24 protein-coding genes and 1 riboswitch are annotated in these 25,339 nt (G+C 73.2%); of the genes, 5 read left to right on the top strand and 19 right to left on the bottom strand.

Features of this window, described 5'->3' with window-relative positions; all coding sequences use genetic code 11:
* The 6 genes from AB0I29_RS19045 to AB0I29_RS19070 are packed head-to-tail and all read right to left on the bottom strand — an operon-like array spanning position 1 to position 5,944.
* Positions 1-519 carry an arginine repressor gene (locus tag AB0I29_RS19045; protein ID WP_357484360.1) on the bottom strand — a complete coding sequence of 173 codons (519 nt, stop codon included), beginning with the start codon at positions 517-519 and terminating at the stop codon, positions 1-3.
* A complete protein-coding gene (gene argF / locus AB0I29_RS19050) occupies positions 519-1,448 on the bottom strand; it encodes an ornithine carbamoyltransferase (RefSeq protein WP_357484363.1) in 930 nt (309 codons plus the stop codon). Before argF ends, AB0I29_RS19045 begins: the two co-directional genes overlap by 1 nt.
* Entirely contained in the window at positions 1,445-2,725 is a 1,281-nt protein-coding gene (locus tag AB0I29_RS19055; protein WP_357484366.1) for an acetylornithine transaminase, read from the bottom strand. The genes argF and AB0I29_RS19055 overlap by 4 nt, the downstream gene beginning before the upstream one ends.
* Complete coding sequence (gene argB / locus AB0I29_RS19060) at positions 2,722-3,672, bottom strand: acetylglutamate kinase (RefSeq protein WP_285101639.1); 951 nt, start codon at positions 3,670-3,672, stop codon at positions 2,722-2,724. Before argB ends, AB0I29_RS19055 begins: the two co-directional genes overlap by 4 nt.
* Positions 3,669-4,850, bottom strand: a complete 1,182-nt coding sequence (gene argJ / locus AB0I29_RS19065) for a bifunctional glutamate N-acetyltransferase/amino-acid acetyltransferase ArgJ (RefSeq protein ID WP_357484369.1) — start codon at positions 4,848-4,850, stop codon at positions 3,669-3,671. Before argJ ends, argB begins: the two co-directional genes overlap by 4 nt.
* Positions 4,847-5,944: an NAGSA dehydrogenase family protein gene (locus AB0I29_RS19070; protein ID WP_285101637.1), complete on the bottom strand. Its 1,098-nt coding sequence runs from the start codon at positions 5,942-5,944 to the stop codon at positions 4,847-4,849. The genes argJ and AB0I29_RS19070 overlap by 4 nt, the downstream gene beginning before the upstream one ends.
* Positions 5,945-6,046: 102 nt before the next feature.
* Here AB0I29_RS19070 and AB0I29_RS19075 point away from each other — a divergent pair, with 102 nt between their 5' ends.
* From AB0I29_RS19075 to AB0I29_RS19085, 3 genes are all read left to right on the top strand, one after another.
* Positions 6,047-7,030, top strand: a complete 984-nt coding sequence (locus AB0I29_RS19075) for a quinone oxidoreductase (protein WP_357484373.1) — start codon at positions 6,047-6,049, stop codon at positions 7,028-7,030.
* 409 nt (positions 7,031-7,439) lie between these two features.
* Positions 7,440-8,849 (top strand): family 43 glycosylhydrolase, encoded by a 1,410-nt coding sequence (locus AB0I29_RS19080; protein WP_357484376.1) that lies wholly within the window; start codon positions 7,440-7,442, stop codon positions 8,847-8,849.
* 69 nt (positions 8,850-8,918) lie between these two features.
* Complete coding sequence (locus AB0I29_RS19085; protein ID WP_357484379.1) at positions 8,919-9,695, top strand: methyltransferase domain-containing protein; 777 nt, start codon at positions 8,919-8,921, stop codon at positions 9,693-9,695.
* Here AB0I29_RS19085 and AB0I29_RS19090 read toward each other — a convergent pair.
* Positions 9,679-10,110 carry an SRPBCC family protein gene (locus AB0I29_RS19090; RefSeq protein ID WP_285101631.1) on the bottom strand — a complete coding sequence of 144 codons (432 nt, stop codon included), beginning with the start codon at positions 10,108-10,110 and terminating at the stop codon, positions 9,679-9,681. The genes AB0I29_RS19085 and AB0I29_RS19090 overlap by 17 nt on opposite strands.
* Before the next feature lie 92 nt (positions 10,111-10,202).
* Positions 10,203-10,973: a TenA family protein gene (locus tag AB0I29_RS19095; protein WP_357484384.1), complete on the bottom strand. Its 771-nt coding sequence runs from the start codon at positions 10,971-10,973 to the stop codon at positions 10,203-10,205.
* A riboswitch (TPP riboswitch) is annotated at positions 10,965-11,057 on the bottom strand. (Overlaps the previous gene by 9 nt.)
* 64 nt (positions 11,058-11,121) lie before the next feature.
* On the opposite strand from AB0I29_RS19095, the gene AB0I29_RS19100 reads away from it, so the two are divergent.
* On the top strand, positions 11,122-11,901 hold the full coding sequence (locus AB0I29_RS19100) for an LLM class F420-dependent oxidoreductase (protein ID WP_285101627.1): 780 nt from the start codon (positions 11,122-11,124) through the stop codon (positions 11,899-11,901).
* Here AB0I29_RS19100 and AB0I29_RS19105 read toward each other — a convergent pair.
* On the bottom strand, positions 11,847-13,673 hold the full coding sequence (locus AB0I29_RS19105; RefSeq protein ID WP_357484388.1) for a glycoside hydrolase family 15 protein: 1,827 nt from the start codon (positions 13,671-13,673) through the stop codon (positions 11,847-11,849). The two genes, AB0I29_RS19100 and AB0I29_RS19105, sit on opposite strands and share 55 nt — an antisense overlap.
* 138 nt (positions 13,674-13,811) lie before the next feature.
* Positions 13,812-15,146: a hypothetical protein gene (locus tag AB0I29_RS19110; RefSeq protein WP_357484391.1), complete on the bottom strand. Its 1,335-nt coding sequence runs from the start codon at positions 15,144-15,146 to the stop codon at positions 13,812-13,814.
* Positions 15,147-15,391: 245 nt separating this feature from the next.
* Here AB0I29_RS19110 and AB0I29_RS19115 point away from each other — a divergent pair, with 245 nt between their 5' ends.
* Positions 15,392-16,633, top strand: a complete 1,242-nt coding sequence (locus AB0I29_RS19115) for a GDSL-type esterase/lipase family protein (RefSeq protein WP_357484395.1) — start codon at positions 15,392-15,394, stop codon at positions 16,631-16,633.
* A gap of 222 nt (positions 16,634-16,855) precedes the next feature.
* Here AB0I29_RS19115 and AB0I29_RS19120 read toward each other — a convergent pair whose 3' ends face one another.
* The 9 genes from AB0I29_RS19120 to rpmI all read right to left on the bottom strand — a co-directional run bounded on the left by AB0I29_RS19120 (position 16,856) and on the right by rpmI (position 25,265).
* Positions 16,856-17,734: an SDR family oxidoreductase gene (locus AB0I29_RS19120; RefSeq protein WP_285101620.1), complete on the bottom strand. Its 879-nt coding sequence runs from the start codon at positions 17,732-17,734 to the stop codon at positions 16,856-16,858.
* Positions 17,727-20,279 carry a phenylalanine--tRNA ligase subunit beta gene (pheT, locus tag AB0I29_RS19125; protein WP_357484399.1) on the bottom strand — a complete coding sequence of 851 codons (2,553 nt, stop codon included), beginning with the start codon at positions 20,277-20,279 and terminating at the stop codon, positions 17,727-17,729. The genes AB0I29_RS19120 and pheT overlap by 8 nt, the downstream gene beginning before the upstream one ends.
* Position 20,280: 1 nt before the next feature.
* On the bottom strand, positions 20,281-21,348 hold the full coding sequence (pheS, locus tag AB0I29_RS19130; protein WP_285101616.1) for a phenylalanine--tRNA ligase subunit alpha: 1,068 nt from the start codon (positions 21,346-21,348) through the stop codon (positions 20,281-20,283).
* A 578-nt stretch (positions 21,349-21,926) separates the two neighbouring features.
* Positions 21,927-22,523 carry an RNA 2',3'-cyclic phosphodiesterase gene (gene thpR / locus AB0I29_RS19135; RefSeq protein WP_285101614.1) on the bottom strand — a complete coding sequence of 199 codons (597 nt, stop codon included), beginning with the start codon at positions 22,521-22,523 and terminating at the stop codon, positions 21,927-21,929.
* A gap of 44 nt (positions 22,524-22,567) precedes the next feature.
* On the bottom strand, positions 22,568-23,014 hold the full coding sequence (locus AB0I29_RS19140; protein ID WP_357484404.1) for a hypothetical protein: 447 nt from the start codon (positions 23,012-23,014) through the stop codon (positions 22,568-22,570).
* A gap of 78 nt (positions 23,015-23,092) precedes the next feature.
* Complete coding sequence (locus AB0I29_RS19145) at positions 23,093-23,674, bottom strand: VanZ family protein (protein WP_357484407.1); 582 nt, start codon at positions 23,672-23,674, stop codon at positions 23,093-23,095.
* A gap of 44 nt (positions 23,675-23,718) precedes the next feature.
* Positions 23,719-24,567 (bottom strand): RNA methyltransferase, encoded by an 849-nt coding sequence (locus AB0I29_RS19150; protein WP_285101608.1) that lies wholly within the window; start codon positions 24,565-24,567, stop codon positions 23,719-23,721.
* A gap of 50 nt (positions 24,568-24,617) precedes the next feature.
* On the bottom strand, positions 24,618-25,001 hold the full coding sequence (gene rplT, locus AB0I29_RS19155) for a 50S ribosomal protein L20 (RefSeq protein WP_285101606.1): 384 nt from the start codon (positions 24,999-25,001) through the stop codon (positions 24,618-24,620).
* A 69-nt stretch (positions 25,002-25,070) separates the two neighbouring features.
* Entirely contained in the window at positions 25,071-25,265 is a 195-nt protein-coding gene (gene rpmI, locus AB0I29_RS19160) for a 50S ribosomal protein L35 (protein ID WP_020016628.1), read from the bottom strand.
* Positions 25,266-25,339 lie beyond the last annotated feature (74 nt).

Below are 25,339 nucleotides of genomic sequence, written 5' to 3' on the forward strand. Positions count from 1 at the left end.
TCAGGCGCTGAGCGCGAGGAAGCGATGGGCGAGTGCGGCACCGTCGGCGTCGCGCGCGATCACGAGGATCGTGTCGTCCCCCGCGATGGTCCCCAGCATCCCGGGGAAGACGGAGTGGTCGATGGCCGAGGCCAGCAGGTTGGCCGCCCCCGGCGGGGTGCGGAGCACCACGAGGTTGCCCGACGACTCGGCCGAGACCAGCAGCTCCTTGGCGAGCCGGGCCAGCCGCGCGGACAGGTACTCCTCGCTCGCGTCGGACTGGGCGCTGCGGTCCCCGCCCTCGCCGGGGACCGCGTAGACGAGCGTGCCGTCCGAGCCGCGCACCTTCTCGGCCTGCAGCTCGATCAGGTCGCGCGACAGCGTGCCCTGCGTGACGCTCACGCCGTCGGCCGCCAGGGCATCGGCCAGCTCGGCCTGCGAGTGGATCGCGTTGCGCGTGACGATCGCGGTGATCCGGGCGTGCCGGGCCGCCTTCGTGGTCGCTGTGGTCGCCGTCGTCGCCGGCTGCCGGGTGACCATCAGCCCTGCTCCAGCAGCCAGGCCAGCAGCGCCTTCTGCGCGTGCAGGCGGTTCTCGGCCTCGTCGAAGACCACGGACCGCGGCCCGTCGATGACGTCGGCGGTGATCTCCTTGCCGCGGTAGGCCGGCAGGCAGTGCAGCACGAGCGCGTCCGGGGCGGCGCCCGCGAGCAGCTCCGCGTTCACCTGGTAGTCCCAGAACGGCTTGGCCCGCTCCTCGGCCTCGGCCTCGTCGCCCATCGACACCCAGGTGTCGGTGGCCACGACGTCCGCCCCGGCCACGGCCTCCTTGGCCGACGTCGTCACGGTCACCGAGCCGCCCGTGGTCGCGGCGATCTCGGCCGCCCGGGCGACCACGGCGGCGTCGGGCAGGTAGCCCTCCGGGCCGGCGATCCGCACGTGCAGGCCGGCCGTCGCGCCGCCCAGCAGGTAGGAGTTGCCCATGTTGTTCGCGGCGTCGCCCACGTAGGCGAACGTGGTGCCGGGCAGGCTGTCCAGCCCCCGGTGCTGCGCCACCGTGAGCAGGTCCGCGAGGATCTGGCAGGGGTGGAAGTCGTCGGTGAGGGCGTTGACCACCGGCACGCGCGAGACGGACGCCATCTCCTCGATGCGGTCCTGGCCGAACGTGCGCCACGCGATCGCGGACACCTGCCGGTCGAGCACGCGCGTGGTGTCCACGACGGACTCGCGCACGCCGATCTGGGCGAGCCGGCCGTCCACCACGAGCGGGAACCCGCCGAGCTCGGCGATCCCGGCCGCGAACGACACCTGGGTGCGCAGCGTCGGCTTGTCGGTGATGAACGCGACGGCGCGCGGACCCTCCAGCGGGCGTCTGGCGTACCGGTCGGCGCGCAGGGCGAGGCCGAGCTCCAGGACGGCCTTCTGCTCGGCGGGCGTCAGGTCGTCGTCGCGCAGGAAGTGGCGGGTCATGCGAGATCCTCCGGAAGGGAAGCGAAGAAGCGGGCGGCCTCCGTGGCCTGCTCCGCGGTCAGGATGAGCGGCGGGGCGAGCCGGATCGCGTCCGGCGCCACCGCGTTGACGATCAGTCCGGCCTCCAGGGCGGCGGTGGCCACCTGGGGTGCCACCGGCTCGTTGAGCACGACGGCGAGCAGCAGCCCGCGGCCGCGGACCTCCTTGACGAGCGGGCTGCCGCACATCTCGATCTCCTGGCGCAGCAGGGCCCCGACCTCGCGCACGTTGGTCAGCAGGCCGTCGCGCTCGATCACACCGAGCGTCGCGAGCGCCGCGGCCGACGCCACGGGGTTGCCGCCGAACGTGCTGCCGTGCTGGCCGCGGCCCAGCAGGCGGGCCGCGTCGCCGTACGCGATGACCGCGCCGACGGGGAAGCCGCCGCCGAGGCCCTTGGCGACCGTGACGACGTCGGGCACGATGCCGCCGCCGATCTCCGGCTGCTGGTAGGCGAACCACGAACCGCACCGGCCGACGCCCGTCTGGACCTCGTCCAGCACGAGCAGCGCGCCGTGCGCCCGGGTCAGGCGGCGGGCAGCAGCGAGGTAGCCCGGCGGCAGGGGCCGCACGCCGGCCTCGCCCTGCACGGGCTCGACCACCAGCGCCGCGACCTCGCCGTGCTCGGCGACGGACTGCGGCGTGAACGCGGCCTCCAGGGCGGCGAGGTCGCCGAACGGCAGGTGCTCGACGCCGCCCGGGAGCGGCTCGAACGGCTCGCGGTACGCGGCCTTCGCGGTCAGCGCGAGCGCGCCCATCGACCGGCCGTGGAACCCGCCCTCCAGGGCGAGCACGCGCGTGCGGGAACCCACGCCCGACGACGTCGCGACCCGGCGCGTCATCTTGAACGCCGCCTCGACCGCCTCGGTGCCCGAGTTGGTGAGGAACACGCGCGAGCCCTCCGGCGCCTCGGCCACGCGCAGCAGCGTCTCGGCGAGCGCGATCTGGGCCGGGGTGCCGAAGAAGTTGGAGACGTGCCCGAGCGTGCCGAGCTGGGCGCTGATCGCCGCCGTCAGCGTCGGGTGCGCGTGGCCCAGCGCGTTCACCGCGATGCCCGCGAGCAGGTCGAGGTAGCGCTTGCCGTCGGCGTCCCAGACGTAGGCGCCCTCGCCGCGCACCAGCACGCGCTGCGGCGGGCCGAACGTGTCCATCACCGCGCCCGAGTACCGCTGGGTCCACGCTGCGACGGAGCCGTCGGCCGTCAGGGCCGCGCTCTCGTCGGCCGGGATCACCGTGCTCATGCGTCCGTTCCTTCCTGGGCCTCGAAGGCCTCGGCGTCCTCGGCCGGTGCGGGCCCCGCGACCACCATCGTGCCGTTGCCCCGCGTCGTGAAGACCTCCAGCAGCGCGCTGTGCGGCTGCCGTCCGTCGATGACCGTCGCGGCGCCCACGCCGCCCTCGACGGCGCGCAGGCACGCCTCCATCTTGGGCACCATCCCCGCCTGGAGGGTGGGCAGCAGCTCGGCCAGCTCGGGCGCCGTGATCCGCTCGACGAGCGAGCCCTTGTCGGGCCAGTTCGTGTAGAGGCCCTCGACGTCGGTCAGCACGATGAGCTTCTTGGCGCCGAGCGCCACCGCGAGCGCCGACGCCGCGGTGTCCGCGTTGACGTTGAGCACCTGGGTCGGGTCGTCCTTGTCGGGCGCGATCGTGGAGACCACGGGGATGCGCCCGGCCTCCAGCAGGTCCTCCACGGCGCGCGGGTCCACCTGGACGACGTCGCCCACGAGGCCGACGTCGACGGGCACGCCCTCGACGATCGCGTGCCGGCGCTGGGCACCGAGCAGGCCACCGTCCTCCCCCGACAGGCCCACGGCGACGGGGCCGTGGGCGTTGATCAGGCCCACCAGCTCCCGGCTGACCTGGCCGGTCAGGACCATGCGGACGATCTCCATGGCCTCCGGCGTGGTGACGCGCAGGCCGCCCTTGAACTCCGACTCGATGCCGAGCCGGTCGAGCATGGCGTTGATCTGCGGTCCCCCGCCGTGCACGACGACGGGCCGCAGCCCCACCTGCCGCAGGAACACCATGTCCTGCGCGAAGGCGGCCTTGAGCTCGGCGTCGATCATGGCGTTGCCGCCGTACTTGACCACCACGAGCGCGCCGGAGAACTCCTGCAGCCACGGCAGCGCCTCGACGAGCACCTCGGCCTTCTGGTCGGGCCGCAGCCCGTTCACGATGTCGCTGCTCATGTGCTGTACGCGCTGTTCTCGTGGACGTAGTCGTGCGTCAGGTCGTTGGTCCACAGCGTGATCTCGGCGTCGCCGGCGTGCAGGTCGATGGTGAACGTGACCTCGCGGGCCGCGGCCATGTCGACCTTCTCCGGCGGTTCGTGGGCGCCGCCGGCCTTGCAGACCATGACGCCGTTGACGCTCACGTCGAGCTCGGCCGGGTCGAACGGCGCGACGTCCTCGGGCACGGTGCCGACCTGGGACAGGATGCGGCCCCAGTTCGGGTCGTTGCCGAACACGGCGGCCTTGACCAGGTTGGACCGGCTCACGGCGCGGGCCACGGCCAGCGCGGCGTCCTCGGTGGTCGCGTTCGTGACGGTGATCGCGATGTCGTGGGACGCGCCCTCGGCGTCGGCCACGAGCTGCCGCGCGAGGTCGGCGCAGATCGCGGTGACGGCCTCGGTGAGCGCGTCCAGGTCGGCCGGCACGCCCGAGGCGCCCGACGCCATGAGCACCACGGTGTCCGAGGTGGACATGGCGCCGTCGGAGTCGACGCGGTCGAAGGTGACGCGCGTGGCGGCCCGCAGGGCGGCGTCCGCGTCCGCCGCCGGGACGACGGCGTCCGTGGTCACCACGCACAGCATCGTCGCCAGGGCGGGGGCGAGCATGCCCGCGCCCTTGGCCATGCCGCCCACCGTGAAGGTGCCCGCCGGCGTCTCGACGGTGCGCACCGCCGTCTTGGCCACGGTGTCGGTGGTCATGATCGCGGTGGCGGCCGCCTGGCCCGCGGCGTCGTCCGCGGCGAGCTCCCCGACCGCCACGGGAACGCCCGCGAGCAGCTTGTCCGCGGCGAGCCGCACGCCGATCAGGCCGGTGGAGGCCACCAGCACGTCGATCGCGCCGATGCCGAGCTCCCCGGCGACCTTCTCCGCGGTGGCGTGCGCGTCCTGGAACCCGCCCGGTCCGGTGCACACGTTCGCCCCGCCGGAGTTGAGCACGACGGCGCGGGCAGCGCCGTCCTTCACCGCCTGGCGCGACCACATCACCGGCGCGCCGACCACGCGGTTGCTCGTGAACACCGCGGCGGCGGCGAACTCGGGACCGTCGTTGACGACCAGCGCCAGGTCCGGCCTGCCGGAGGCCTTGAGGCCGGCGGTGACGCCGGACGCCCGGAATCCTTGTGCCGCGGTGACGCTCACGGGGCGACTCCTTCGGTGATGAGGCCTGCGGTCTCCCGCAGGCCGAGGGCGAGGTTCATGGACTGGACCGCGGCGCCCGCGGTCCCCTTGACCAGGTTGTCGATGGCCGTGACCGTGACGACCCGGCGCGCGGCCGCGTCGACGGCCACCTGCACGAGCGCCGTGTTGGCGCCGAGCGTCATCGCCGTGCTGGGCCACTGGCCCTCCGGCAGCAGGTGCACGAACGGTTCGTCGGCGTAGGCGGCCTCCCACGCGGCGCGGACCTGCTCCGGGTCCGCGCCCTGCGCCAGCCTGGCGGTCGCGGTCGCGAGGATGCCGCGAGCCATCGGTACGAGCGTGGGCGTGAAGCTGATGCCCACCTCCGGCGCGCCGGCGGCCCGCAGGTTCTGCTGGATCTCCGGGATGTGCCGGTGCGTACCGCCCACGCCGTACGGCTGGGCCGAACCGAGCGCCTCGCTCGCCAGGAGGTGCGGCTTGAGCGCCTTGCCCGCGCCCGAGTAGCCGTTGGCCAGCACGGCCACGATGTCGGTGGCCTCGACCACGCCCGCAGCGACACCGGGCTGCAGGCCCAGCGTCACCGCCGTGACGTTGCAGCCGGGCACGGCGATCCGGCGCGCGCCGGGCAGCTTGTCGCGCTGGCGGGCGGCCCTGCTCAGGTCGGCGCCGGTCACATCGGCACCGGGCGCCTCGGCGTGGATCAGCTCGGGCATCCCGTACGGCCAGGTCCCGGCGTGCGTCGAACCGTAGAACTGCTCCCAGTCGCTCGCCGACTCCAGCCGGTGGTCGGCGCCCAGGTCGATGACCAGGACGTCGTCCGGGAGCTGGGCCGCGATCTGGCCCGACGCGCCGTGCGGCAGGCCGAGCACCACGACGTCGTGGCCGGCGAGCGTGTCGGGCGTGGTGGGCTCCAGGATGCGGTGCGCGAGGCCGCGCAGGTGCGGCTGGACCTCGCCGAGGCTCGACCCGGCGCTCGCGTGCGCGGTGAGCGTGCCGATCTCGACGAAGGGATGGGCCGCGAGGAGGCGCAGGACCTCTCCGCCCGCGTAGCCGGAAGCGCCCGCGACGGCGACTCGGATGAGCTGGCTGCTGGACATATTCGGTAGTGTACATAGTTATGCAGCCGGGGCGAAACCGGTGCCCGACGACGCCGGGCGGGCCGCCCTCGGGCCCCGCCGCACGCGACGTAGGCTCGGCCCATGCGCGCAGTCGTAGCCCGTGAGGCGGGCGGCCCCGAGGTCCTGTCGTACACCGAGCTCCCCGACCCGGCACCCGGACCGGGGCAGCTCCTGCTCCGCGTCGCGGCCGCGGGCGTGAACTTCATCGACACCTACCGCCGCGCGGGCGTGTACCCGATGGAGTACCCGCACGTGGTGGGCGCCGAGGGCGCGGGCACCGTGGAGGCGGTGGGCGAGGGCGTCACCGGTTTCGCCGTCGGCGACCGGGTGGCCTGGCACGACGGGCCCGGCTCGTACGCGGAGCTCGTCGCCGTCAACGCCTCCGGCGTCGTCCACGTACCGGCCGGGCTCGACCTGACCACGGCCGCAGCACTCCCCCTGCAGGGCATCACCGCGCACTACCTGGTGCGGTCCACGTTCGAGGTGCAGCCCGGGCACGACGTGCTGCTGCACGCGGGCGCGGGCGGCGTGGGCCTGCTGGCGACCCAGCTCGCCGTGGCGCGCGGCGGGCGGGTGGTGACCACGGTCTCCACCCCGGAGAAGGCGGCACTGTCCGCCGCGGCCGGCGCGGCGCACACCATCGACTACGCCGCGATGGACGACATCACCGCCGAGCTGCCCGCGCTCGTGCGCGAGCTGACCGACGGCCAGGGCATGCACGTGGTGTACGACGGCGTGGGCCGGACCACCTTCGAGGCGTCGCTCGCCTCGCTGCGCCCCCGCGGCATGCTCGTGCTGTTCGGCGGGTCGTCGGGCCAGGTGCCGCCGTTCGACCCGCAGCGCCTCAACCGGGGCGGCTCGCTGTTCCTGACGCGGCCCACCATCGCGCACTACACCCTCACGCGCGGGGAGCTGGAGTGGCGCACGTCGGAGGTGCTGTCGTCCGCGGCGTCGGGCGACCTGGACGTGCGCATCGGGGCGACCTACCCGCTCGCCGACGCCGGCGAGGCGCACCAGGCGCTGGAGTCCCGGGCCACGACGGGCAAGGTGCTGCTCGTCCCCTGAGTGGTGGGCGCGGTACGGGGTGCTGCTGGCAGGTGGCGTGACGTCGGCGCTGTGCGTGGCGTCGGCAGTCGGCGCGGTGTCGGCAACGCGCCATCGTATTCGGCAGGTGCCGCTGAGTCGGCACATAGCCCCCGTCATCGGTAGTTGGCACTGAGATCGGCACAGGCCTGTGCCGATCTCAGTGCCAACTACCGAGCTCGCGACGCAAACTGCCGAGTTCGCGACGCAAGCTGCCGACGCCGCCGGGACCGACAGAGCCGACAGGGCCGGGCGAACGGTGCAGGCAGTTGGGCATCGGATCGGTTTAACGTTGGATCCTTTTCGCCCCTGCGCGCACCCAGGCCTTTACACCGATCCGCGCGGTAGCGACAATTCACCCGTCCGGTTCGTTCCAGCTCGGAGGTTCAACGTGGTACTTCCTCGCTTCTCCCGCGCCCTGGCCGCCGGGGCCGCCGTCGCCGCACTGGCGCTCGGCGCCCTCACCACCAGCTCGGCCGCCGCCGCGCCCGCGGACGACGGCGCCACCGCCGCCGCCCCCGCGGACGGCGCGCCCGCCGGTGACGTCTCCGTCCGGACGACGGTGCGGCCGAGCCTCGTGCTCGACCGCGACTTCCCCGACCCCGACGTGTCGAAGTTCGGGAACACCTACTACGCGTACGCCACCAACCAGGGCAAGAACCTGCCCTGGGCCACCGCGCCCGACCCGGACGGGCCGTGGACCTTCCAGTCCGCCGACGCCCTGCCGACCCTCGGCGCGTGGGCCAAGACCGGACGCACCTGGGCGCCCGACGTCTCGCAGCGCGCCGACGGCAAGTACGTCCTCTACTACACGGCGTGGCACACCGCGTCCGGGCGGCAGTGCATCGGCGCGGCGCTGGCCGACTCCCCCGGCGGCCCGTTCGCGCCCGTCGGCAGCGAGCCGCTCATCTGCCCGCTGGAGGCGGGCGGCGCGATCGACGCGTCCAGCTTCGTCGACACCGACGGCACCCGGTACATCCTGTGGAAGAACGACGGCAACGCCATCGGCGCCACCACCTGGATCCACGTGCAGCGCGTGGCCGCGGACGGCCTCACCTTCCAGGGCGGCGCCACCCAGGTGCTGCGCAACGACCGGGCCGACGAGGCCGGCATCATCGAGGCGCCGGTCGTGACCAAGGTGGGCGGCACGTACGTGCTGTTCTACTCGGCGGGCCCGTACAGCACCAACTCGTACGGCACCAACTACGCGGTGGCCAGCTCGATCACCGGCCCGTACACCAAGGCGTTCCGGTTCCTCATGACCACCGACTCGCTCGACGGCGCGGTGTCCGGACCAGGCGGCGCCGACGTGCTGCGGGACGCCGGGGGCGACAAGCTGATCTTCCACGGCCACCGGGACGCGGGCGGCCGCGGCATGTACGTCGCCGACCTCGGCTGGGCGAACTCGAACCCGGTGGTGCGCGGCAGCCGGGTGCGCTACGAGGCCGAGCGCGGCACCCTGAACAACTGCACGGTCCGCGAGAACGCGGCCGGCGCGTCCGACGGCAAGGTCGCCGCCTACATCGACCACGCCGACAGCTGGGTCGACGTCGGCTCGGTCTACGTGCCGACGTCCGGCAGCTACACGCTGCACGTGGGTTACGCCAACGGCTCGGCCGTGACGGCGTCGCACACGGTCACGGTCAACGGGGTGTCCGCCGGGTCCATCAGCTACCCGATCACCGGCTGGGACAACTGGCAGCAGTCCAGCAAGGACATCACGCTGCAGGCCGGCTGGAACACCGTCCGGCTGGGCAAGGGGACGGCGTTCACGGAGCTGGACTACATCGAGGTCGCGTAGCGCGGACGCCGCGGCCCGGCCCGTCGTGATGTATCTTGACATCAAGATACTCGACGGCGAGGAGTTGTGATGGCCGACTGGAACCCCGGTGCCTACCTGCAGTACACGGACGAGCGGTCCCGCCCGTTCACGGAGCTGGTCGCCCGGGTGCCGGGCACGCCCGCCACGATCGTCGACCTCGGGTGCGGTCCGGGCCATCTCACCTCCGTGCTCCGCGCACGCTGGCCCGAGGCGCACGTCACCGGGGTGGACGCCTCCCCCGCCATGATCGACCGGGCCCGCGCCGCCGACCCGGGCACCGAGTACGTGCTGGCCGACCTCAGCACGGACGAGCACACCGCCGACCTCGTCATCAGCAACGCGGCGCTCCAGTGGGTCCCGGGGCACCGCGAGCTCCTCACCACGCTGGCCGACCGCGCCACGCAGACCTTCGCGTTCCAGGTGCCGGGCAACCACGACGCGCCCAGCCACCGGCTCCTGCGTGAGGTCGCCGCCCGCGCGCCGTACGCCGACGTCGTCGGGCCCGTCGAGCGACGGGCTACCGCCGACCCGGCCGAGTACCTGGAGCTCCTGGCCCGGCCGGGCTGGACCGTCGACGCGTGGGAGACCACCTACACGCACGTCCTGCACGGACCGGACCCGGTGCTGCGCTGGATCTCGGCGACCGGCGCGCAGCCCACGCTCCAGGCGCTGGAGGCGAAGGACCCGGCCCTGCGCGCCAGGTTCGAGGAGGAGTTCGGCGCGGCGCTCCGGGAGGCCTACCCCGAGCTCGAGCACGGCACGCCGCTGGCGTTCCGCCGGGTGTTCGCGGTGGCCACCCGGGACGGCGTCAGCCCCGCTGGGTGACCCGGGCCTCGAGCCCGGCCAGCTCGGTGTCGACGTACCGCCGCGTGCGGCCCCGCACCAGGTTGCCGAACAGCCAGGCCAGGGAGCCGGTCTGCGTGATCGCGAGCGTCACGCGGGAGCGGCCGTCGGGCAGGGGCTCGACCAGGTGCTCCGCCTGCGTGGTCAGGCCCGGCGCCTCGCTGATCCACGCGAAGTGGCGCGGCGGGTCCCACTCGTCCATCAGCCAGATCGCGAGCGGCAGCCTGGGCTGCTCGATCCGCACCTGCGTGCCGACGTCCGGCGGGTTGGGCCCGTCGATGATCTCGACCGACGTCATGGACGACGTCCAGTCGGGCATGTGCTCGACGTCGGACAAGACCGCCCAGACGGCCTCGGGCGAGGCGTCGATCTCGGCGGAGGTGCTGTAGCTCGGCATCGGTGCTCCTGTCCTGGAGGGGTGACGCCGGCGGCCGGCGTCACCCCCTAGTCTCGACCTCGGGACACGATCTCGCGCCCGACCGACACGCCTCAGGCGCGGACGGGCGGCGTCGGCCAGGTCGGGGCGGTCAGGCCCTGCTCGAAGAAGAGGTACTCGTGCACCGACGAGATCTCGAACGCCCGCAGCATGCGCTCGCGCTCGTCCGGGGAGACCCAGCGGGCCGCGTCGTCGGCCAGACGGCGGGCCTGCCGGGTCGACTCCTGGAAGGCCTCGTCGCCGTAGGTGCCGATCCAGGCCCCGTACCGGTGCCCCGCCAGGCCGCCGGGGCGGCGTCCGGCCAGGTCCACGAGCACGCTCCCGACATGCGCGTAGAGCCAGAAGCACGGCAGGAGCGCGGCGACCGTCTCGGCGTAGCTGCCCGACGCCGCGGCGTGCAGGTGGCCCGTGTACGCCGCGGTCACGGGGGACGGCACGATCGCGGCGACCTCGCTGGCCGCCAGCCCGGCGTGGGCGCCCAGCCAGTCGCGGTGCAGCGCCGTCTCGACCTCCAGGGCCGTCACGGACGACCGCGCGAGGAAGCCCTGCGCGGCCGGGTCGGGCGCCACCTGCGCGGCCCGCGCCAGGATGCGCGAGTACTCGCGCAGGTAGGCAGCGTCCTGGGCGAGGTAGAACGCGAAGGACTCGGCGGGCAGCGAGCCGTCCCCGAGCGCCCGGACGAACGGCATGTGCTCGACGGCGTCGCGCCAGCCCGCGATGCGTTCCCAGGCCTCCTCGGTGAAGGGGCGGACGGCGGCGGGGCGGGCCGGCTCGGCGACGCCGGCCGGGGTCTCGGTGGAAACGGGGACAACAGAAGTAGTCACGATGGACATCCCTTCGCCAGCATGATCTGGATCAGGTTCGACGGGTGTGGTCTCAGCCCTGGCAGGGCACCCCGTGTCACGTGCGGCAGAGGCTACCGGATCGGGCGGGCCGTAGGCTGCCGGATCGGACCGGTCGTAGGCTGCCGCCATGACAGACCGCCCGATCCGCATCGGTGTCCAGCTCCAGCCCCAGCACGCCGACTACTCCGCCCTGCGTGACGCGGTGCTCCGCGCCGAGGACGCCGGCGTCGACATCATCTTCAACTGGGACCACTTCTTCCCGCTGCGGGGCAACCCCGACGGCAAGCACTTCGAGTGCTGGACCATGCTCGGCGCGTGGGCGGAGCAGACCGAGCGCGTGGAGATCGGCGCGCTCGTGACCGGCATCGGCTACCGCAACCCCGACCTGCTGGCGGACATGGCGCGCACGGTCGACCACATCTCGGGCGGGCGGCTGATCCTGGGCCTGGGCGCCGGCTGGTTCGAGAAGGACTACGACCAGTTCGGCTACGAGTTCGGCACGGCGGGTTCGCGCATCGCGAGCCTGGCCGACGCGATGCCGCGTATCAAGGCCCGGCTGGCGGCCGGCAACCCGGCGCCCTCGCGCGAGATCCCGATCCTGATCGGCGGCGGCGGGGTGCGCAAGACGCTGCGGATCGTGGCCGAGCACGCCGACATCTGGCACGCGTTCGGCGATGTGCCGACCCTGACGAGCAAGTCCGCGATCCTCGACGAGCACGGTGCCGCCGTCGGGCGGGACACCGCCGCACTGGTCGAGCGCTCGGTGCAGGCGCAGGGCTCGCCCGCTCAGGAGGGCGAGGCCCTCGTGGCGGCCGGGGCCACGCTGTTCACCGTCGGGGTGACCGGCCCGGACTACGACCTGTCGACCGTCACGGACTGGGTCGCCTGGCGCGACTCGCGAGGCTGACCCAGCCGCAGCGCGCTGTTGACCAGACCCAGGTGGCTGAACGCCTGGGGTGTGTTGCCGAGGTGCCGGCCGGTGGCCGGGTCGTACTCCTCGCTGAGCAGGCCCAGGTCGTTGCGCACGGCGAGCAGCCGTTCGAACAGGGCGACCGACTCGTCGACCCGGCCGATGCCGTGCAGCGCGTCGACCAGCCAGAAGTTGCACACCAGGAACGTCGCCTCGGCGCCGGGCAGGCCGTCCACCTGGTCGTCGGCCTCGTTGTGGTAGCGCCGCAGCAGCCCGTCCTGGCCGAGCTCGCGCTGCACGGCGTCCACGGTGCCGACGACGCGGGGGTCGTCCCAGGGCAGGAAGCCGACCTGGCCGATCAGCAGCAGCGCGGCGTCGAGCCCGTCCGAGCCGTAGAACTGCGTGAACGTGTTCCGCTCGGCGTCGAACCCGTGGGTGCACACGTCGTCGTGGATCCGGTCGCGCACGGCGCGCCAGCGCTCGACGGGTTCGTCGACCAGGCCGTACTTCTCGACGGCGCGGACGGCCCGGTCGAAGCCCGCCCAGGCCATGACGCGCGAGTGCACGAACGCGCGGCGCGGACCGCGCACCTCCCAGAGCCCGTTGTCGAGGTCGTCCCAGTGCTCCTCGAGGTGCTCCAGCAGGGCCCGCTGCAGCCGCCACACGTCCTGGTCCTGCTCCAGCCCCGCCTCGCGCGCGTGGTGCAGGGCGTCCAGCGTCTCGCCCCACACGTCGATCTGGAGCTGACCGGCCGCGTCGTTGCCGATCCGCACCGGCGCGGACCCCTCGAAGCCGGGCAGCCAGTCGAGCGTGTACTCCGGCAGCCGGCGCCGCCCGTCGAGCCCGTACATGATCTGCAGGTCCGCCGGGTCGCCGGCCACGGCCCGCAGGAGCCACGCCCGCCACTCGCGCGCCTCGTCGATGAAGCCCGTGCCGATCAGGGCCTGCAGCGTGAGACCGGCGTCGCGCAGCCAGCAGTACCGGTAGTCCCAGTTGCGGGTGCCGCCGAGCTGCTCGGGCAGCGACGTCGTGGCCGCCGCCGCGATCGCACCCGTCGGGGCGTAGGTGAGGGCCTTCAGCGTGATCAGCGAGCGGTGCACGGCGTCGGGCCACTGCCCCGTGTAGCTGCAGCCCTCGAGCCAGGAGTGCCAGAACTCCTCGGTGTCGCGCAAGGCCGCGTACGGCTCCACCGGGTCCCGGGTCTCCAGGTGGGACGCGTGATAGTTCAGGACGAACGGCACCCGGTCACCCGGCCCCACGGTGAACTCCGCACGCAGCACCGACCCGTCGCTCACACCCTCACGCGCCATCGGGACCACCGAGTCGATGCGCACGGAGTCCGGGCCCGCCACGGCGCGCAGCGCGTCCCCGTCCTGCGTGATCCAGGGCACGATGTTCCCGTAGTCGAACCGGAGCCGCAGCTCGGTGGTCATGGCGACTTTGCCGCTGACCCCCTCGACGATCCGGACCAGGTCGGCCTCGTCCCCGCGCGGCGGCATCAGGTCGATCACCCGGACCCGCCCCTCCGGCAGCTCCCACTCCGTCTCGAGGATCAGGGTGCCGTCCCGGTAGCGCCGGCTCGTGCAGTCGCCGCCCGACGTCGGGCCCAGCCGCCACGACCCGTGCCGCTCGTCACCGAGAAGCTCCGCGAAGCACGCCGGGGAGTCGAACCTCGGCAGGCACATCCAGTCGACCGATCCGTCCCGGCCGATCAGTGCGGCGGTCTGGAGATCACCGACCATCCCGTAGTCCTCGATGCGACGCGTCACGGGACCACCCTAGGTTCGGCTCGACCCGGTGAACAGCACACGACACGCAGCCACCTCACTCCCACGACGGGTCAGACGTACAGGTCACGGGGGTGACCCGTCCGTCTGACCCGTCAGGCGGGACGTCGGTGCCGAGGCTCAGAACGACGACGCGTCCGCCGCGTACACCCACCGGTAGCCCGGGTACTCGCCCAGCGACCACAGGTAGTCCCTCGTCGGGTCGTACGACAGGTCCTCCGCCCCCACCGTGAGCGCGTTGCCGTGCCGCACGATCGAGCCCGACGGCGCCACGAACGTGTGCAGGTCACCGTCCGAGTTCGGGTCCGAGTGGTCGGAACCGTCGCTCTGCGAGAAGAAGAACTCCCCGTTGATCGCCGTCGAACCCTGCACGCCCTCCAGGTCCGTCCGGTAGGCCTCGTTCGCCTTGATGATCCCGTCCGACGCCGGCTTCAGGTACCGGTTCGTGTAGTCGATCGGCACCCGGATCGTCCTGACCTGCGCGCCCGCGTCGACGTCGGCCGCGCTGCGGTACTCGCTGACGACCACCGAGTCCGGCGTGCTCGTCCGGTCCAGGGAGACCGACGAGTGCTGCAGCTGCGCGTACCCGCCCGCCGTCGAGTCGGTGAACCTCGCCGTCTGCGGCAGCACGTACTTGTAGTCGAAGGCCTGGTACGAACCGTCCGACTGCCGCCCGATCGCCGACGAGTTCCCCGTCGAGACCTGCCACAGGTGGTTCAGGTCGAACACCCGGAACCCGCCGCTCGTGTCCGCCACGTACAGCAGGTTCCCGTACCACATGATGCCGCCCGCATGGACGTTCACGGCCTTGAACGACGGCGCGCTCGCCGTCCCGCTCGGCTCGACCAGCAGGATGTGCCGGTACGGCGGGGCGGAGGCGCTCGCCGACAGGTTCGACACGCTGATGCGGACGCCCTTGTCGATACCGTCCTCGGCGTGGTCGTACCAGCTCACCAGGTTGATCCGCTTGCCGTCGTAGGTGCCCTCGGCGTACGCGTCCGAGCTGGTGGTGATGCCCTGCGGGTACCAGGCGTCCGTGTCCTGGTCGCCGTCGTTCCAGCAGTAGTACGCCGTGCGGTTCGTGACCGACGGGGCGCTGCCGCAGCTCGGGGTGCGGTTGGCGTCGTCGGCCACCGCGCCCATCGTCACGTTGGGCAGCGCCGAGTCGAGCGCGCTGACCAGGGTCGACGACGTCTGCGACAGCGTGTAGCGGAAGTTGCTCGCGGTGAGCGGGGTCGCGGCGGCCGCGAGGGCGGCCTGGTCGGACTGCCCGGCCGGCTCGGACGTGGACGGGCTCGCTGGGGACGGGCTCGCTGGGGACGGGCTCGCTGGGGACGGGCTCGCTGGGGACGGGCTCGCTGTGGACGGGCTCGCTGTGGCCTGGCCCGCGGTGGCGAGCAGGGCGGCCAGCCCGAGGCTCGCGACGGCGAGTGCGGAGCGGCGGCGACGGCGCATGGTGGTCTCCTTGCACGAGGGGACGGTTGCCCGCACACCGTAGGAGCGGACGCGCCCGCAGGCCAGGAAAAAAATCACCCGGTCGGCGATGACAGCGTTGACAGTCGGGTGCCCGGGTCATACGTTCCGTCTGGCGGGCGTTCCGCCTGGCGGGGCGCACGGTGTGCCACGCCACGTACTCGATCAGTGCTGACTCGAGCAACGGAGCGGGTGGACCGATGGTGTTCCGAGACCTTGCACGTACCGTGATCACGCTCGTCACGGCGGCGGGGGTCGCCGTCGGCGGCGGCGTCACCGCCGGCGCCTCCGCGCCCGACGCCGACGAGTGGTCGACGGCGTGGACGCAGTCGCAGCAGCGCAGCTCCGGGCTGAGCCCCGAGACGTTCCAGAACCGGTCGGTCCGGGTCGTGACCCGGCTGACGCAGGGCGGCTCCGCGCTGCGCGTGCGGCTGCAGAACCAGTTCGGCACGGCTCCCCTGGTGGTGAACGCGACCACCGCGGGGCTGAGCGCCGGGGGTGCGGCCGTGCGGCCGGAGACCCTGCGCACCGTCACCTTCGGCGGCTCGCCCATCGTGTCGGTCCCAGCCGGCGGCGAGGTCTGGAGCGACCCGGTGGACCTGGCGACGTCCGCCCTGGACGACCTGGCCGTCAGCTTCTACCTCGCGAACCCGACCCGGATGATGCTCCACGACCTGGCGGGCCGCACCAACTACTTCTCGACGACGGGCGGCGGCAACACCACCGCCGACACCTCGGGTGCCGGCTTCCCCGACACGCACGGCTGGACGTACCTGGTCAGCGCCGTCGATGTGCTCGGCCCCGACGTCGCCGGCACGGTGGTCGCCTACGGCAGCTCGGTGGTCGACGGCGTGGGCGCGGACAACTGCGGCACCGGCTGCCCGGCGCCGGCGGTGTTCCAGCGCTGGACCGACACGCTCGCGCAGCGCGTGGTGGACGAGCTGCCCGCCGGCCGTCAGGTCGCCGTGGTCAACGAGGGGATCGCCGGGACCACGGCGGCGCCCGCGTGCGGAGCCGGCGGCCTGGACGGCGTCTCGCGCCTGGACCGCGACGTGCTCGCGCTCCACCGCGTGCGGGCGGTCATCTACTACTACGGCACCAACGACCTCGCGAACAACTGCAGCGCCGAGACGATCCTGGCGGCCTACCGGGACACGTTCGCCCGCCTGCGGGCTGCCGGGATCCGGGTCTTCGTCACGCCGATCACGCCGCGGCCCGGCTACACCGCCGAGCAGAACGCGCGGCGCGCGGTCGTGAACGACTTCGTCCGGGCGGGCGGCAACTGCTCGGGGACCTGCGACGGCGTGTTCGACCTCGACGCCGTGCTGCGCGACCCGGACAACCCGAACTCCATCTACCCGCCGTACGACACCGGGGACGGGGTCCACGCGAACATCGCGGGGCAGACGGCGATCGCCCGGTCGATCCCGCTGGGCCGGCTCTTGAGCGCTGCGCTCCCGGCACGCTGACGGGCCTGCTGACAAGACGGCCTGCTGACGAGACTGGCCCCGCTGACAAGACGGGCCGGCTGGTCGCGGGGACGCAGCAGCTGCCCGATCGCTCCCGATCCCTCTCGAGACCGCGCCTCTTCGCTTCGAGACCCGAGTTTCTTCGCTTTGAGCCGTCTCAAAGCGAAGAAACTCGGGTCTCGAAGCGAACTTGCGGCCGGGTCAGCCTGGCTGCGTACCCCGTCAGCGGCCCGTGAGGGCCGCGGCCAGTGGGTCACCGCTGCCGGCCGGGAGCACGCGCAGCCGGCGTGCGGTCGCCCCGGCGCCCTGTTCCGCGACGTCAGCGGCCAGCGCCTTGAGCGACTCGGGGGTGTCGTCCGAGACCCGCAGGAACCAGCCCGAGCACGCGTCGAGCTCCCCCGCCGCGATCGCGTTGACCACGTCGGTCACCCGTTCGGCCGGGGTCCACTCCGTGCGGTTCTCGTGCAGCGTCATGCCCGTCGACATGTCGGTCTTCACGACCCCGGGCGCCAGCTCGAAGACGCGGATCCCGTGCGGGAAACCGTCCTCGTGCAGGTTGGCGCCCATCCGCACCAGCGCGGTCTTGCTCGCGTTGTACGCCGAGTGCCCGCCGGCCATCTCGTGCGAGCTCGCACCCGAGGCCAGGTCGACGACCCGGCCCCCGCCGCGCGCGATCATGCCCGGTACCGTGAAGCGGCTGAACAGGAACGGCGCGCGCACGTTGGTCTCGAAGACCGACCACCACTCGTCGGGGTCGGCCTCCCACAGCGGGTGCTCGGACTCGATGGCACCCGCGTTGTTGACCAGGAGGTCGATCGAGCCGAGCGCGTCCTCCGCCTGCCCGACGGCGGCACGTACCGCCGCCGGGTCGGACACGTCGGCGGTGAGCACCGCGGCGGTCGCCCCGGCAGCCCGGACCTCGGCGGCCACGGCCTCGAGCCGCGCCGCGTCCCGCGCGAGCAGGGCGACGTCCAGCCCTGCTCGCGCGAGACCCAGCGCGATCTCCCGGCCGATGCCGCGCGAGGCGCCCGTGACGAGCGCCGTGCGGGCGGGCCCGGGCGCGGCCGCCTCGGACGGGTTCGGCGCGGCCGTGTCAGCCACGCAGCACCGCGCCCACCTCGGCCGACGCCGACTCCACGACGGCGTCGCGCACCGCGCGGACCTCCTTCGCCGACAGCGTCCGGTCCGCCGCACGCAGCCGCAGTGAGTATGCGAGCGACTTCTTGCCCTCGCCCACCTGCTCCCCCGTGAAGACGTCGAACAGGGCGACGTCCTCCAGGAGCTCGCCGGCCCCGGCGACGATCGCCGACCGCACCGCCTCGGCGGGCACCCCGCCGTCGACCACGAAGGCGAAGTCCTCCTTGGCCGCGGGGAACGCGGACACCGGCGTGGCGACGACGGGCTCGCCCGACGCCGCACCGACCAGGACGGTCAGGTCCACCTCGAACGCCGCCGCCCGCGCGGGCAGACCGAGCGACTCGACGACCTTGGGGTGCAGCTCGCCGGCGTGGCCGACGAGCGTCCCGTCCGCGAGCTCGAGACGCGCGCAGCGTCCCGGGTGCCACGGCATCCGCTCGGGATCGGCGGAGACGACGACGTCGACCCCCGCGCGCTCGGCCACGAGGCGCGCCGCCTCCAGGGCGTCCTCCCAGCCGGCGGCACGGCCCGGGCCCCACCAGCCGGCGAGCTCGCGCCTGCCGGTCAGCACACCGGCGACCCGGCGCGGCTGGTCGGGGACCGCCGCCGCGAGTGCCGCGAGCTGCTCGTCGGTGGGCCGCACGCCGCCGGGCAGCGCCGGTGCCACGGGGGTTCCGTCCACCGGGGTGGTGACCAGCCCGATCTCGTAGACCGCGAGGTCCGTGAGCCCGCGGGACACGTTGCGCCGCACGGTGTCGAGCAGCGTGACGAGCAGGTTGGACCGCATCAGCGGCTTGTCGTCCGCCATCGGGTTCGCGAGGCGGAGCGAGACACGGCGCTGGTCGTCGGCCGGCAGGCCGAGCGCGTCGTACTCGGCCGTGCCGACGAACGGGTAGCTGAGGGTCTCGACGAACCCGGCCTCGGCCAGGGCGCGCGCGACCGAGCGGCGCGTGCGCTGCTCGGCGGTGAGCCCGCGACCACCCGTGGCCGCCGGGAGGATCGACGGGATCTCGCCGTAACCCTGGATGCGCACGACCTCCTCGACCAGGCCGGCGGGCTCGGTCAGGTCGGGCCGCCAGGACGGCGGCGTGACCGTGAGCACCGCCCCGCCGGCGCCCTCGACGGTGGCGCCGATCTCCTCGAGCGTGCTGCGTACCTGCTCCGGGGTGTACTCGACGCCCGAGAGCCGGGTGGGCTCGGTGACCTTGAGCGCGATGGGGGCGGGCGTCCCGGTCTCGTCGAGGTCGCTCACGGCGGCGTCGGCCGTGCCGCCGCCGAGCTCGACCAGCAGGTCGACGACGCGCTGCGCCGCGACGGCGGGCAGAAGGGGGTCGACACCGCGCTCGAACCGCTTGGCGGCCTCGCTCGAGAGCTTGTGCCGGCGGGCGGTACGGGCGACCGTGATCTGGTCGAAGTGCGCCGCCTCGACGAGCACGTCGGTGGTGGTCGCGCTGACCTCGGACGACGCTCCGCCCATGACGCCGGCCAGGCCGAGCACGCGGCTGCCCGCGCCGTCGGGCGAGTCGGTGATCAGCAGGTCCTCGGCGTCCAGGGCCCGGTCGACGTCGTCGAGCGTGGTGAGCCGCTCGCCCGGGACCGCCCGGCGGACCACGATCGGCGCCGAGACCTGTGCCAGGTCGTAGGCGTGCAGCGGCTGCCCGAGGTCGAGCATCACGTAGTTCGTGATGTCGACCGCCAGGGAGATGGACCGCATGCCGGAGCCCTCGAGGCGGTGCTTCATCCAGGCAGGCGTGGGCGCGGAGGGGTCGATGCCCCGCACGATGCGCGTCACGAAGCGGTCGCAGCCGACCACGCCGTTGATCGGCGCGTCGTCCTGCACCCGCACCTCGAACCCGTCCGCGGTGGCCGCCGGCTCGGTACCGGTGGCCAGGCCGTGGTCGGTGAACTTGGCACCCGTGGAGTGGGCGTACTCGCGCGCCACGCCGCGGTAGCTGAACGCGTAGCCGCGGTCGGGGGTCACGTTGATCTCGAGGACCTCCTCCCCGAGGCCGAGGAGCGCGATCGCGTCCTGGCCGGGGGTGAGGTCCTCCTCGGCGAACCCGTTCCGCGTCAGCACCAGGATGCCGTCGTGGTCCTCGCCGATCCCGAGCTCCCGGACGGAGCAGATCATGCCGTCGGACACGTGCCCGTAGGTCTTGCGGGCGGCGATCGGGAACGGGCCGGGCAGCACCGTGCCGGGCAGCGAGACCGCGACGTAGTCGCCCACACCGAAGTTGTGCGCGCCGCAGACGATGCCACGCGCGCCCTCGTCGTCGTTGTGCTCGGGTCCGACGTCGACCCGGCACCAGTTGATGGTCTTGCCGTTCTTCTGCGGCTCGGGGGTCATCTCGAGGACGCGACCCACCACCAGGGGGCCGGTCACGGCCGCGCCGTGGATCGCCTCTTCCTCCAGGCCGACCTTCACCAGGTCGGCCGCGAGCTGCTCGGCGGTCAGGTCCGCGGGCAGCTCGACGTGGTCAGCGAGCCAGTCCTTCACGATGAGGGGCACTTCAGATCTCCGTCCCGAACTGGGTGGAGAAGCGCACGTCGCCCTCCACGATGTCGTGCATGTCCGCGATCGAGTGGCGCAGCATGAGCGTGCGCTCGATGCCCATGCCGAACGCGAAACCCGTGTACTCCTCCGGGTCCACGCCCGCGGCGCGCAGCACGTTCGGGTTGACCATGCCGCAGCCGCCCCACTCGATCCAGCCGGCGCCGCCCTTCTTCTGCGGGAACCACAGGTCCATCTCGGCGGACGGCTCGGTGAACGGGAAGAACGCCGGGCGCAGGCGCGTCCTGGCCTCCGGCCCGAACATCGCCCGGGCGAAGGCGTCCAGGGTGCCCACGAGGTTGGCCATGGTGAGCCCCTTGTCGACGGCGAGGCCCTCGACCTGGTGGAACACCGGCGTGTGGGTCTGGTCGAGGGCGTCGGTGCGGAACGTCTTGCCGGGGCACGCGATGTACAGGGGCACGCCACGCTCCAGCAGGGAGCGCGCCTGGACCGGAGAGGTGTGGGTGCGCAGCACGAGGTTCGAGTCGGCGCCATCCTGCCCCGCCACATAGAACGTGTCCTGCATCTGGCGGGCCGGGTGGTCCGGGCCGAAGTTCAGGGCGTCGAAGTTGAACCACTCGGCCTCGACCTCGGGGCCGTCGGCGATCTCCCAGCCGAGGCCCACGAAGAAGTCGGCGATACGCTCCTGGACCAGCTCGATCGGGTGCCGGGCGCCGGTCGTCGAACGCCGCACCGGAAGGGTGACGTCGACCGTCTCCTCCAGCAGCACGTGTGCGTCGCGCTCGGCCTCGAGCTCCGACTGACGGGCGGCGATCGCCTGGTTGATCCGGCCGCGCCGCGGGCCCACGAGCTTGCCGGCCTTCGCCTTGTCGGGTCCCGGCAGCGCGCCGATCCCCCGGTTGGCGAGGGCCAGGGCGCTGCGGTCCCCCGTGTGCTGCGTGCGGACGACCTTCAGCGCGTCGAGGTCGCCGGCCTTCGCGATCTCGTCGAGAGCGGTCTTGACCGCGGCGTCGAGTGCCGCCTCGTCGAGCGGATCGATGGGTGCCTTCTCATCGGGCGTGGACATGCTTGCCTTCCTGGCGGATTCGGGAGCCGGCCCGGTCCCTGCGTGGGGACCCGTGCCGGCATCTGAAGTCTAGGTGCCCGCCAGGGCTCAGGACGCGTTGTCCACAGGGCAGCTCAGTGCCCGCGCGCAGCGCTCGCCGCACGGCCCGTGGCGGGCCGCATAAATCGGCGGGTCAGTGGCTGCATGGCGCCATCATTCCATGCCCCGTCGCGACCGGGCAACGCGATTCGGTGGGCGCACCCCCATCCGCTTGGCACACTTTTTCTCCGTGTCGGTGAGGAGGCATAGCCTCGCACCGCACCGGCGAGCCATTCTGCCCGTTTAGGGCGTTTGATCTCGGATCACCACCCAAGGAAGCTCTTGTTGACGATCGGTGGCGCATCGCGAACCAGTGCGTTAATGTAGAACGCATGTTCGAGTCCGGGTCCACGGTGAGCGGGACGTGTCGGCCGTTGCCACGGCCTCTTCCCTGGCGTGTCCGGCCCACCGGGCGGCGGCACCTCGAACAGCCATGTCCCCACGGCCGGGGCGGCCCTGGTCCCGGCCGTGGGGACGGCACCCGACCTCCTCGGGGCCCGTCAGCCCTCGAGCGTCCAGGTCTCCACGACCTCGTACCGCGGACCGCCCTGGGGCCCCTCCCCCGGGTGGGACTCGACGAGCGCGAACGAGTCTGCCGTCCACGCCGGTCCGGCGTACACGGAGAGCGCCTGGGCGGCGGGCTCCAGCGCCGACCGCGGCTCGGCCCCGGCCCGCTTGCCCCAGCGGTCCCGGCCGCGCGGCGGCTTCACCTGCCCGGCGCGGGCACGGGCCACGGTGACGTGCGCACGGTGCGGTTTCACGTCGTCGGGCACCTCGCGAGGGGACGCCGCCAGACAGTCGGTCGCCAGGTCCTTCAGGGCCTCGGTCCCGCCGTCGACGCCGATCCACAGGACGCGCGCCCCGAACGACCCGGCACCACGCAGCCTCAGGTCGATGGGCCCGTGCTTCCGCGCGACGTCGGACAGGTCGTCACGCAGCTCGGGGACCGTCCCCTCCGGGAGGTCCGCGTAGAACGCGAGGGTGATGTGGAGGCTCTCGCGGGGCACCCACCGCGGCGAGGCAGGTACGCCATCGATCGCGAGCCCGAGATGGTCAAGAACGCTCTGGGGCGGGATGACCGCCGTGAACAACCGCACCTGACGATCCTAGGGGCGGGCCCCCGCTGCAGGGAGCCCATTTCTCACCGACGACGACGGCGGCGCGTTACGGCCCACGCGACCACGGCGGCCGCGAGCACGAACGCGATCTGGCCCCCGAGGACGATCCGGTTCACGTCGACCGCGGGCACCCAGCGCACGCCCTGGTCGTCGACGACGAGGGCACCTGCCGGCTCGGCGCGCCGGCCAAAGCCGAACCCGCCGCCGCCACCCTCCCCGAGCGCGCCGGCTTCGCCGTCCGCCTCGGCGTCGGCCTCGGTGGCCGGCCCGGCCTCGCCGCCCTCGGCGTCACCGGCCTTGGCGTGGTGGCCACCCGGCTCGGTGCCGCCCCCGCCGCCCGAGCCCCCGCCGGTCGCCACGCGGGCGGCCGGGATCACGAGGGTCCCGTCGCGCTCGACCGGATCTCCGTACACCTGCCGCACGCCGAACGCTCCGGTCAGGGCCTCGCTGATGCGGTTCAGATCAGGCATGTACCTCATCTGCCCCACGGTAGGTGACCACGTCGCGAGGCGATACAGCAGGAGCAAGAGTCACCCGCTCGGGCGTCCTCAGCGCCCGCCGAACGGCGCACGGTCCGCCCACCACCTCCGGGAGCACAGCGCCGCCAGCAGCCCGCCGGTTACGTTCACCAGCACGTCGTCCACGGACGTCACCCGTCCGAGCCCCAGCGCGTACTGGAGCACCTCCACGGTCACCGCCACCCCGAGGAGCACGACGGCGACCCGGGCGAGCACCGCCACGGTGCGCGGCCCGGGCCGCGGCTCGGCGCGCTCGCGCGAACCGGCGCGCCTGCCCGACCCCGGCACGAGCCGGAACCGCACCGGCAGGAAGAAGCCGAGCGCGGCGAGGACCAGCAGGTTGCCGCCCACCTGCACCACCGCGGCGGGGACGGGCCCCGAGAGCTGGTCCGCAAGGTCCTGGAGGGGGACGAGCGAGAGGCCGCGCTCCCCGGCGGGCCGGGGCGTGAGGATCATCCACACCCACGGCGCCGTGCCGACGACCATGCCGACCTCCGCGACGGAGTGCCGCCAGGCACGGTCGTGCGGGACGCCCCGCAGGCGCCGGATCCGCACGAGCAGGCGGATCGCCAGGACCGCGCCGAGCAACGCCGGCACAGCCGGGCGCAGCACGTGGCCCCACGCGCCCCAGACGTCGGCGGCGGCGTCGGGCAGCCTCAGCGCTGCGCCCTGCCGCTCGCGTACAGGCAGACCGTCGCGGCGGTCGCGAGGTTGAGCGACTCCGCCCTGCCGCGGATCGGCACGCGCACCACGGCGTCGGCCAGGGCCCGGTCGGCTTCCGGCAGGCCCCACGCCTCGTTGCCGAACACCCAGGCCGTAGGCCCGGCGAGGTCCGGGGCGGTGCCGCTGCCGGCGTCGTCGAGCAGGTCGTCCAGGTCGAACGGGCCGGTGCCGTCGGCGGCGAGGACCTGGCACCCGGCGGCACGCAGCTCCGCCAGCGCGGCGTCCAGCGGGAGGCCCGTCACTACGGGCAGGTGGAACAGCGACCCCGCGGTGGAGCGCACCACCTTGGGATTGTGCACGTCCACGCTCTCCCCCGCGAGCACGACGAGGTCGGCACCGGCGGCATCCGCGGCGCGGATCACAGTGCCGGCGTTCCCCGGGTCCCGGACCGTGGCGAGCACCGCGACCAGGAGCGGCCGGCCGGCGCGCTCCGGGTCCCGCCCGTCGAGCGCCTCGCGCAGCGAGGGCGCGGCGGAGCGGACGACGGCGAGCACACCCTGGGCGTCGGCGCTCATCCCGTCGAGCACCTCCGGGGTACCGACGTGCAGGAACACCCCGGCCGCGCGCGCGTCGTCGACGATCTCGGTGTAGCGCGACGCCGCCGACGGCGTCAGGTAGACGTCCCGGACCGACGCCGAGGCGTGCCGCACGACCTCGCGGACGCCCTGCGGCCCCTCCACCAGGTACAGGCCATGCCGGGAGCGCGCCGAACGCCCGGACAGTGCCCGTACCTGCTTGACCCGGTCGGCTCGCGGATTCGCGAGCGTCACGTCAAGCGGCACGGGTGCCTCCGAGGAGGACACTGTCCGGGCGTCCGGTGAGATGCTCAACCTCAGGCAGCGGCCGGGGCGTTGACGTCCGCCGGCAGCGCGTCCTTGGCGACCTGGACGAGGGCGTTGAACGCCGCCACGTCGTTGACCGCGAGCTCGGCGAGCATGCGGCGGTCGACCTCGACACCAGCGGCCTTGAGGCCCTGGATGAGGCGGTTGTAGGTCAGGCCCTCCGCGCGGGACGCAGCGTTGATGCGCTGGATCCACAGCTTGCGGAAGTCGCCCTTGCGCGCCTTCCGGTCACGGTAGGCGTAGACGAGCGAGTGGGTGACCTGCTCCTTCGCCTTCCGGTAGAGGCGCGAGCGCTGGCCGCGGTAACCGGCGGCGCGCTCGAGGGTCGTACGGCGCTTCTTCTGGGCATTGACTGCCCGCTTCACGCGTGCCACGTGAGACTCCTTGTTACTTCGGGGCTGGAAGGGTTCCGGGCGGCGCGCGTCAGGCGCGCGCCGCGGGGGTCACTTACCGAGCAGCTTCTTGATCTTCTTGACGTCGGCAGGCGCGACGACCTGGTCCACGGCCAGACGACGCGTACGGCGGCTGGACTTGTGCTCGAGGTAGTGGCGGGCGTTGGTCTGCTCGCGCATGACCTTGCCGCTACCCGTGACCCGGAACCGCTTCTTGGAGCCGGAGTGCGTCTTGTTCTTCGGCATGACTGCCGTCTCTCCTCATGTCGGTCGACCGCTGCTGGAACGGCGACGTGTACCTGGGCCGGTCAGCCGGCCCG

The organism is Promicromonospora sp. NPDC050262 (assembly GCF_040655935.1).
Classification (GTDB): domain Bacteria; phylum Actinomycetota; class Actinomycetes; order Actinomycetales; family Cellulomonadaceae; genus Promicromonospora.

Coding starts and splice junctions, on each gene's coding strand:
- AB0I29_RS19045 (WP_357484360.1), bottom strand. CDS start 519: ATGGTCACCCGGCAGCCGGCGACGACGGCGACCACAGCGACCACGAAG.
- argF (WP_357484363.1), bottom strand. CDS start 1,448: ATGACCCGCCACTTCCTGCGCGACGACGACCTGACGCCCGCCGAGCAG.
- AB0I29_RS19055 (WP_357484366.1), bottom strand. CDS start 2,725: ATGAGCACGGTGATCCCGGCCGACGAGAGCGCGGCCCTGACGGCCGAC.
- argB (WP_285101639.1), bottom strand. CDS start 3,672: ATGAGCAGCGACATCGTGAACGGGCTGCGGCCCGACCAGAAGGCCGAG.
- AB0I29_RS19070 (WP_285101637.1), bottom strand. CDS start 5,944: ATGTCCAGCAGCCAGCTCATCCGAGTCGCCGTCGCGGGCGCTTCCGGC.
- AB0I29_RS19075 (WP_357484373.1), top strand. CDS start 6,047: ATGCGCGCAGTCGTAGCCCGTGAGGCGGGCGGCCCCGAGGTCCTGTCG.
- AB0I29_RS19085 (WP_357484379.1), top strand. CDS start 8,919: ATGGCCGACTGGAACCCCGGTGCCTACCTGCAGTACACGGACGAGCGG.
- AB0I29_RS19090 (WP_285101631.1), bottom strand. CDS start 10,110: ATGCCGAGCTACAGCACCTCCGCCGAGATCGACGCCTCGCCCGAGGCC.
- AB0I29_RS19100 (WP_285101627.1), top strand. CDS start 11,122: ATGACAGACCGCCCGATCCGCATCGGTGTCCAGCTCCAGCCCCAGCAC.
- AB0I29_RS19110 (WP_357484391.1), bottom strand. CDS start 15,146: ATGCGCCGTCGCCGCCGCTCCGCACTCGCCGTCGCGAGCCTCGGGCTG.
- pheS (WP_285101616.1), bottom strand. CDS start 21,348: ATGTCCACGCCCGATGAGAAGGCACCCATCGATCCGCTCGACGAGGCG.
- AB0I29_RS19140 (WP_357484404.1), bottom strand. CDS start 23,014: ATGCCTGATCTGAACCGCATCAGCGAGGCCCTGACCGGAGCGTTCGGC.
- rpmI (WP_020016628.1), bottom strand. CDS start 25,265: ATGCCGAAGAACAAGACGCACTCCGGCTCCAAGAAGCGGTTCCGGGTC.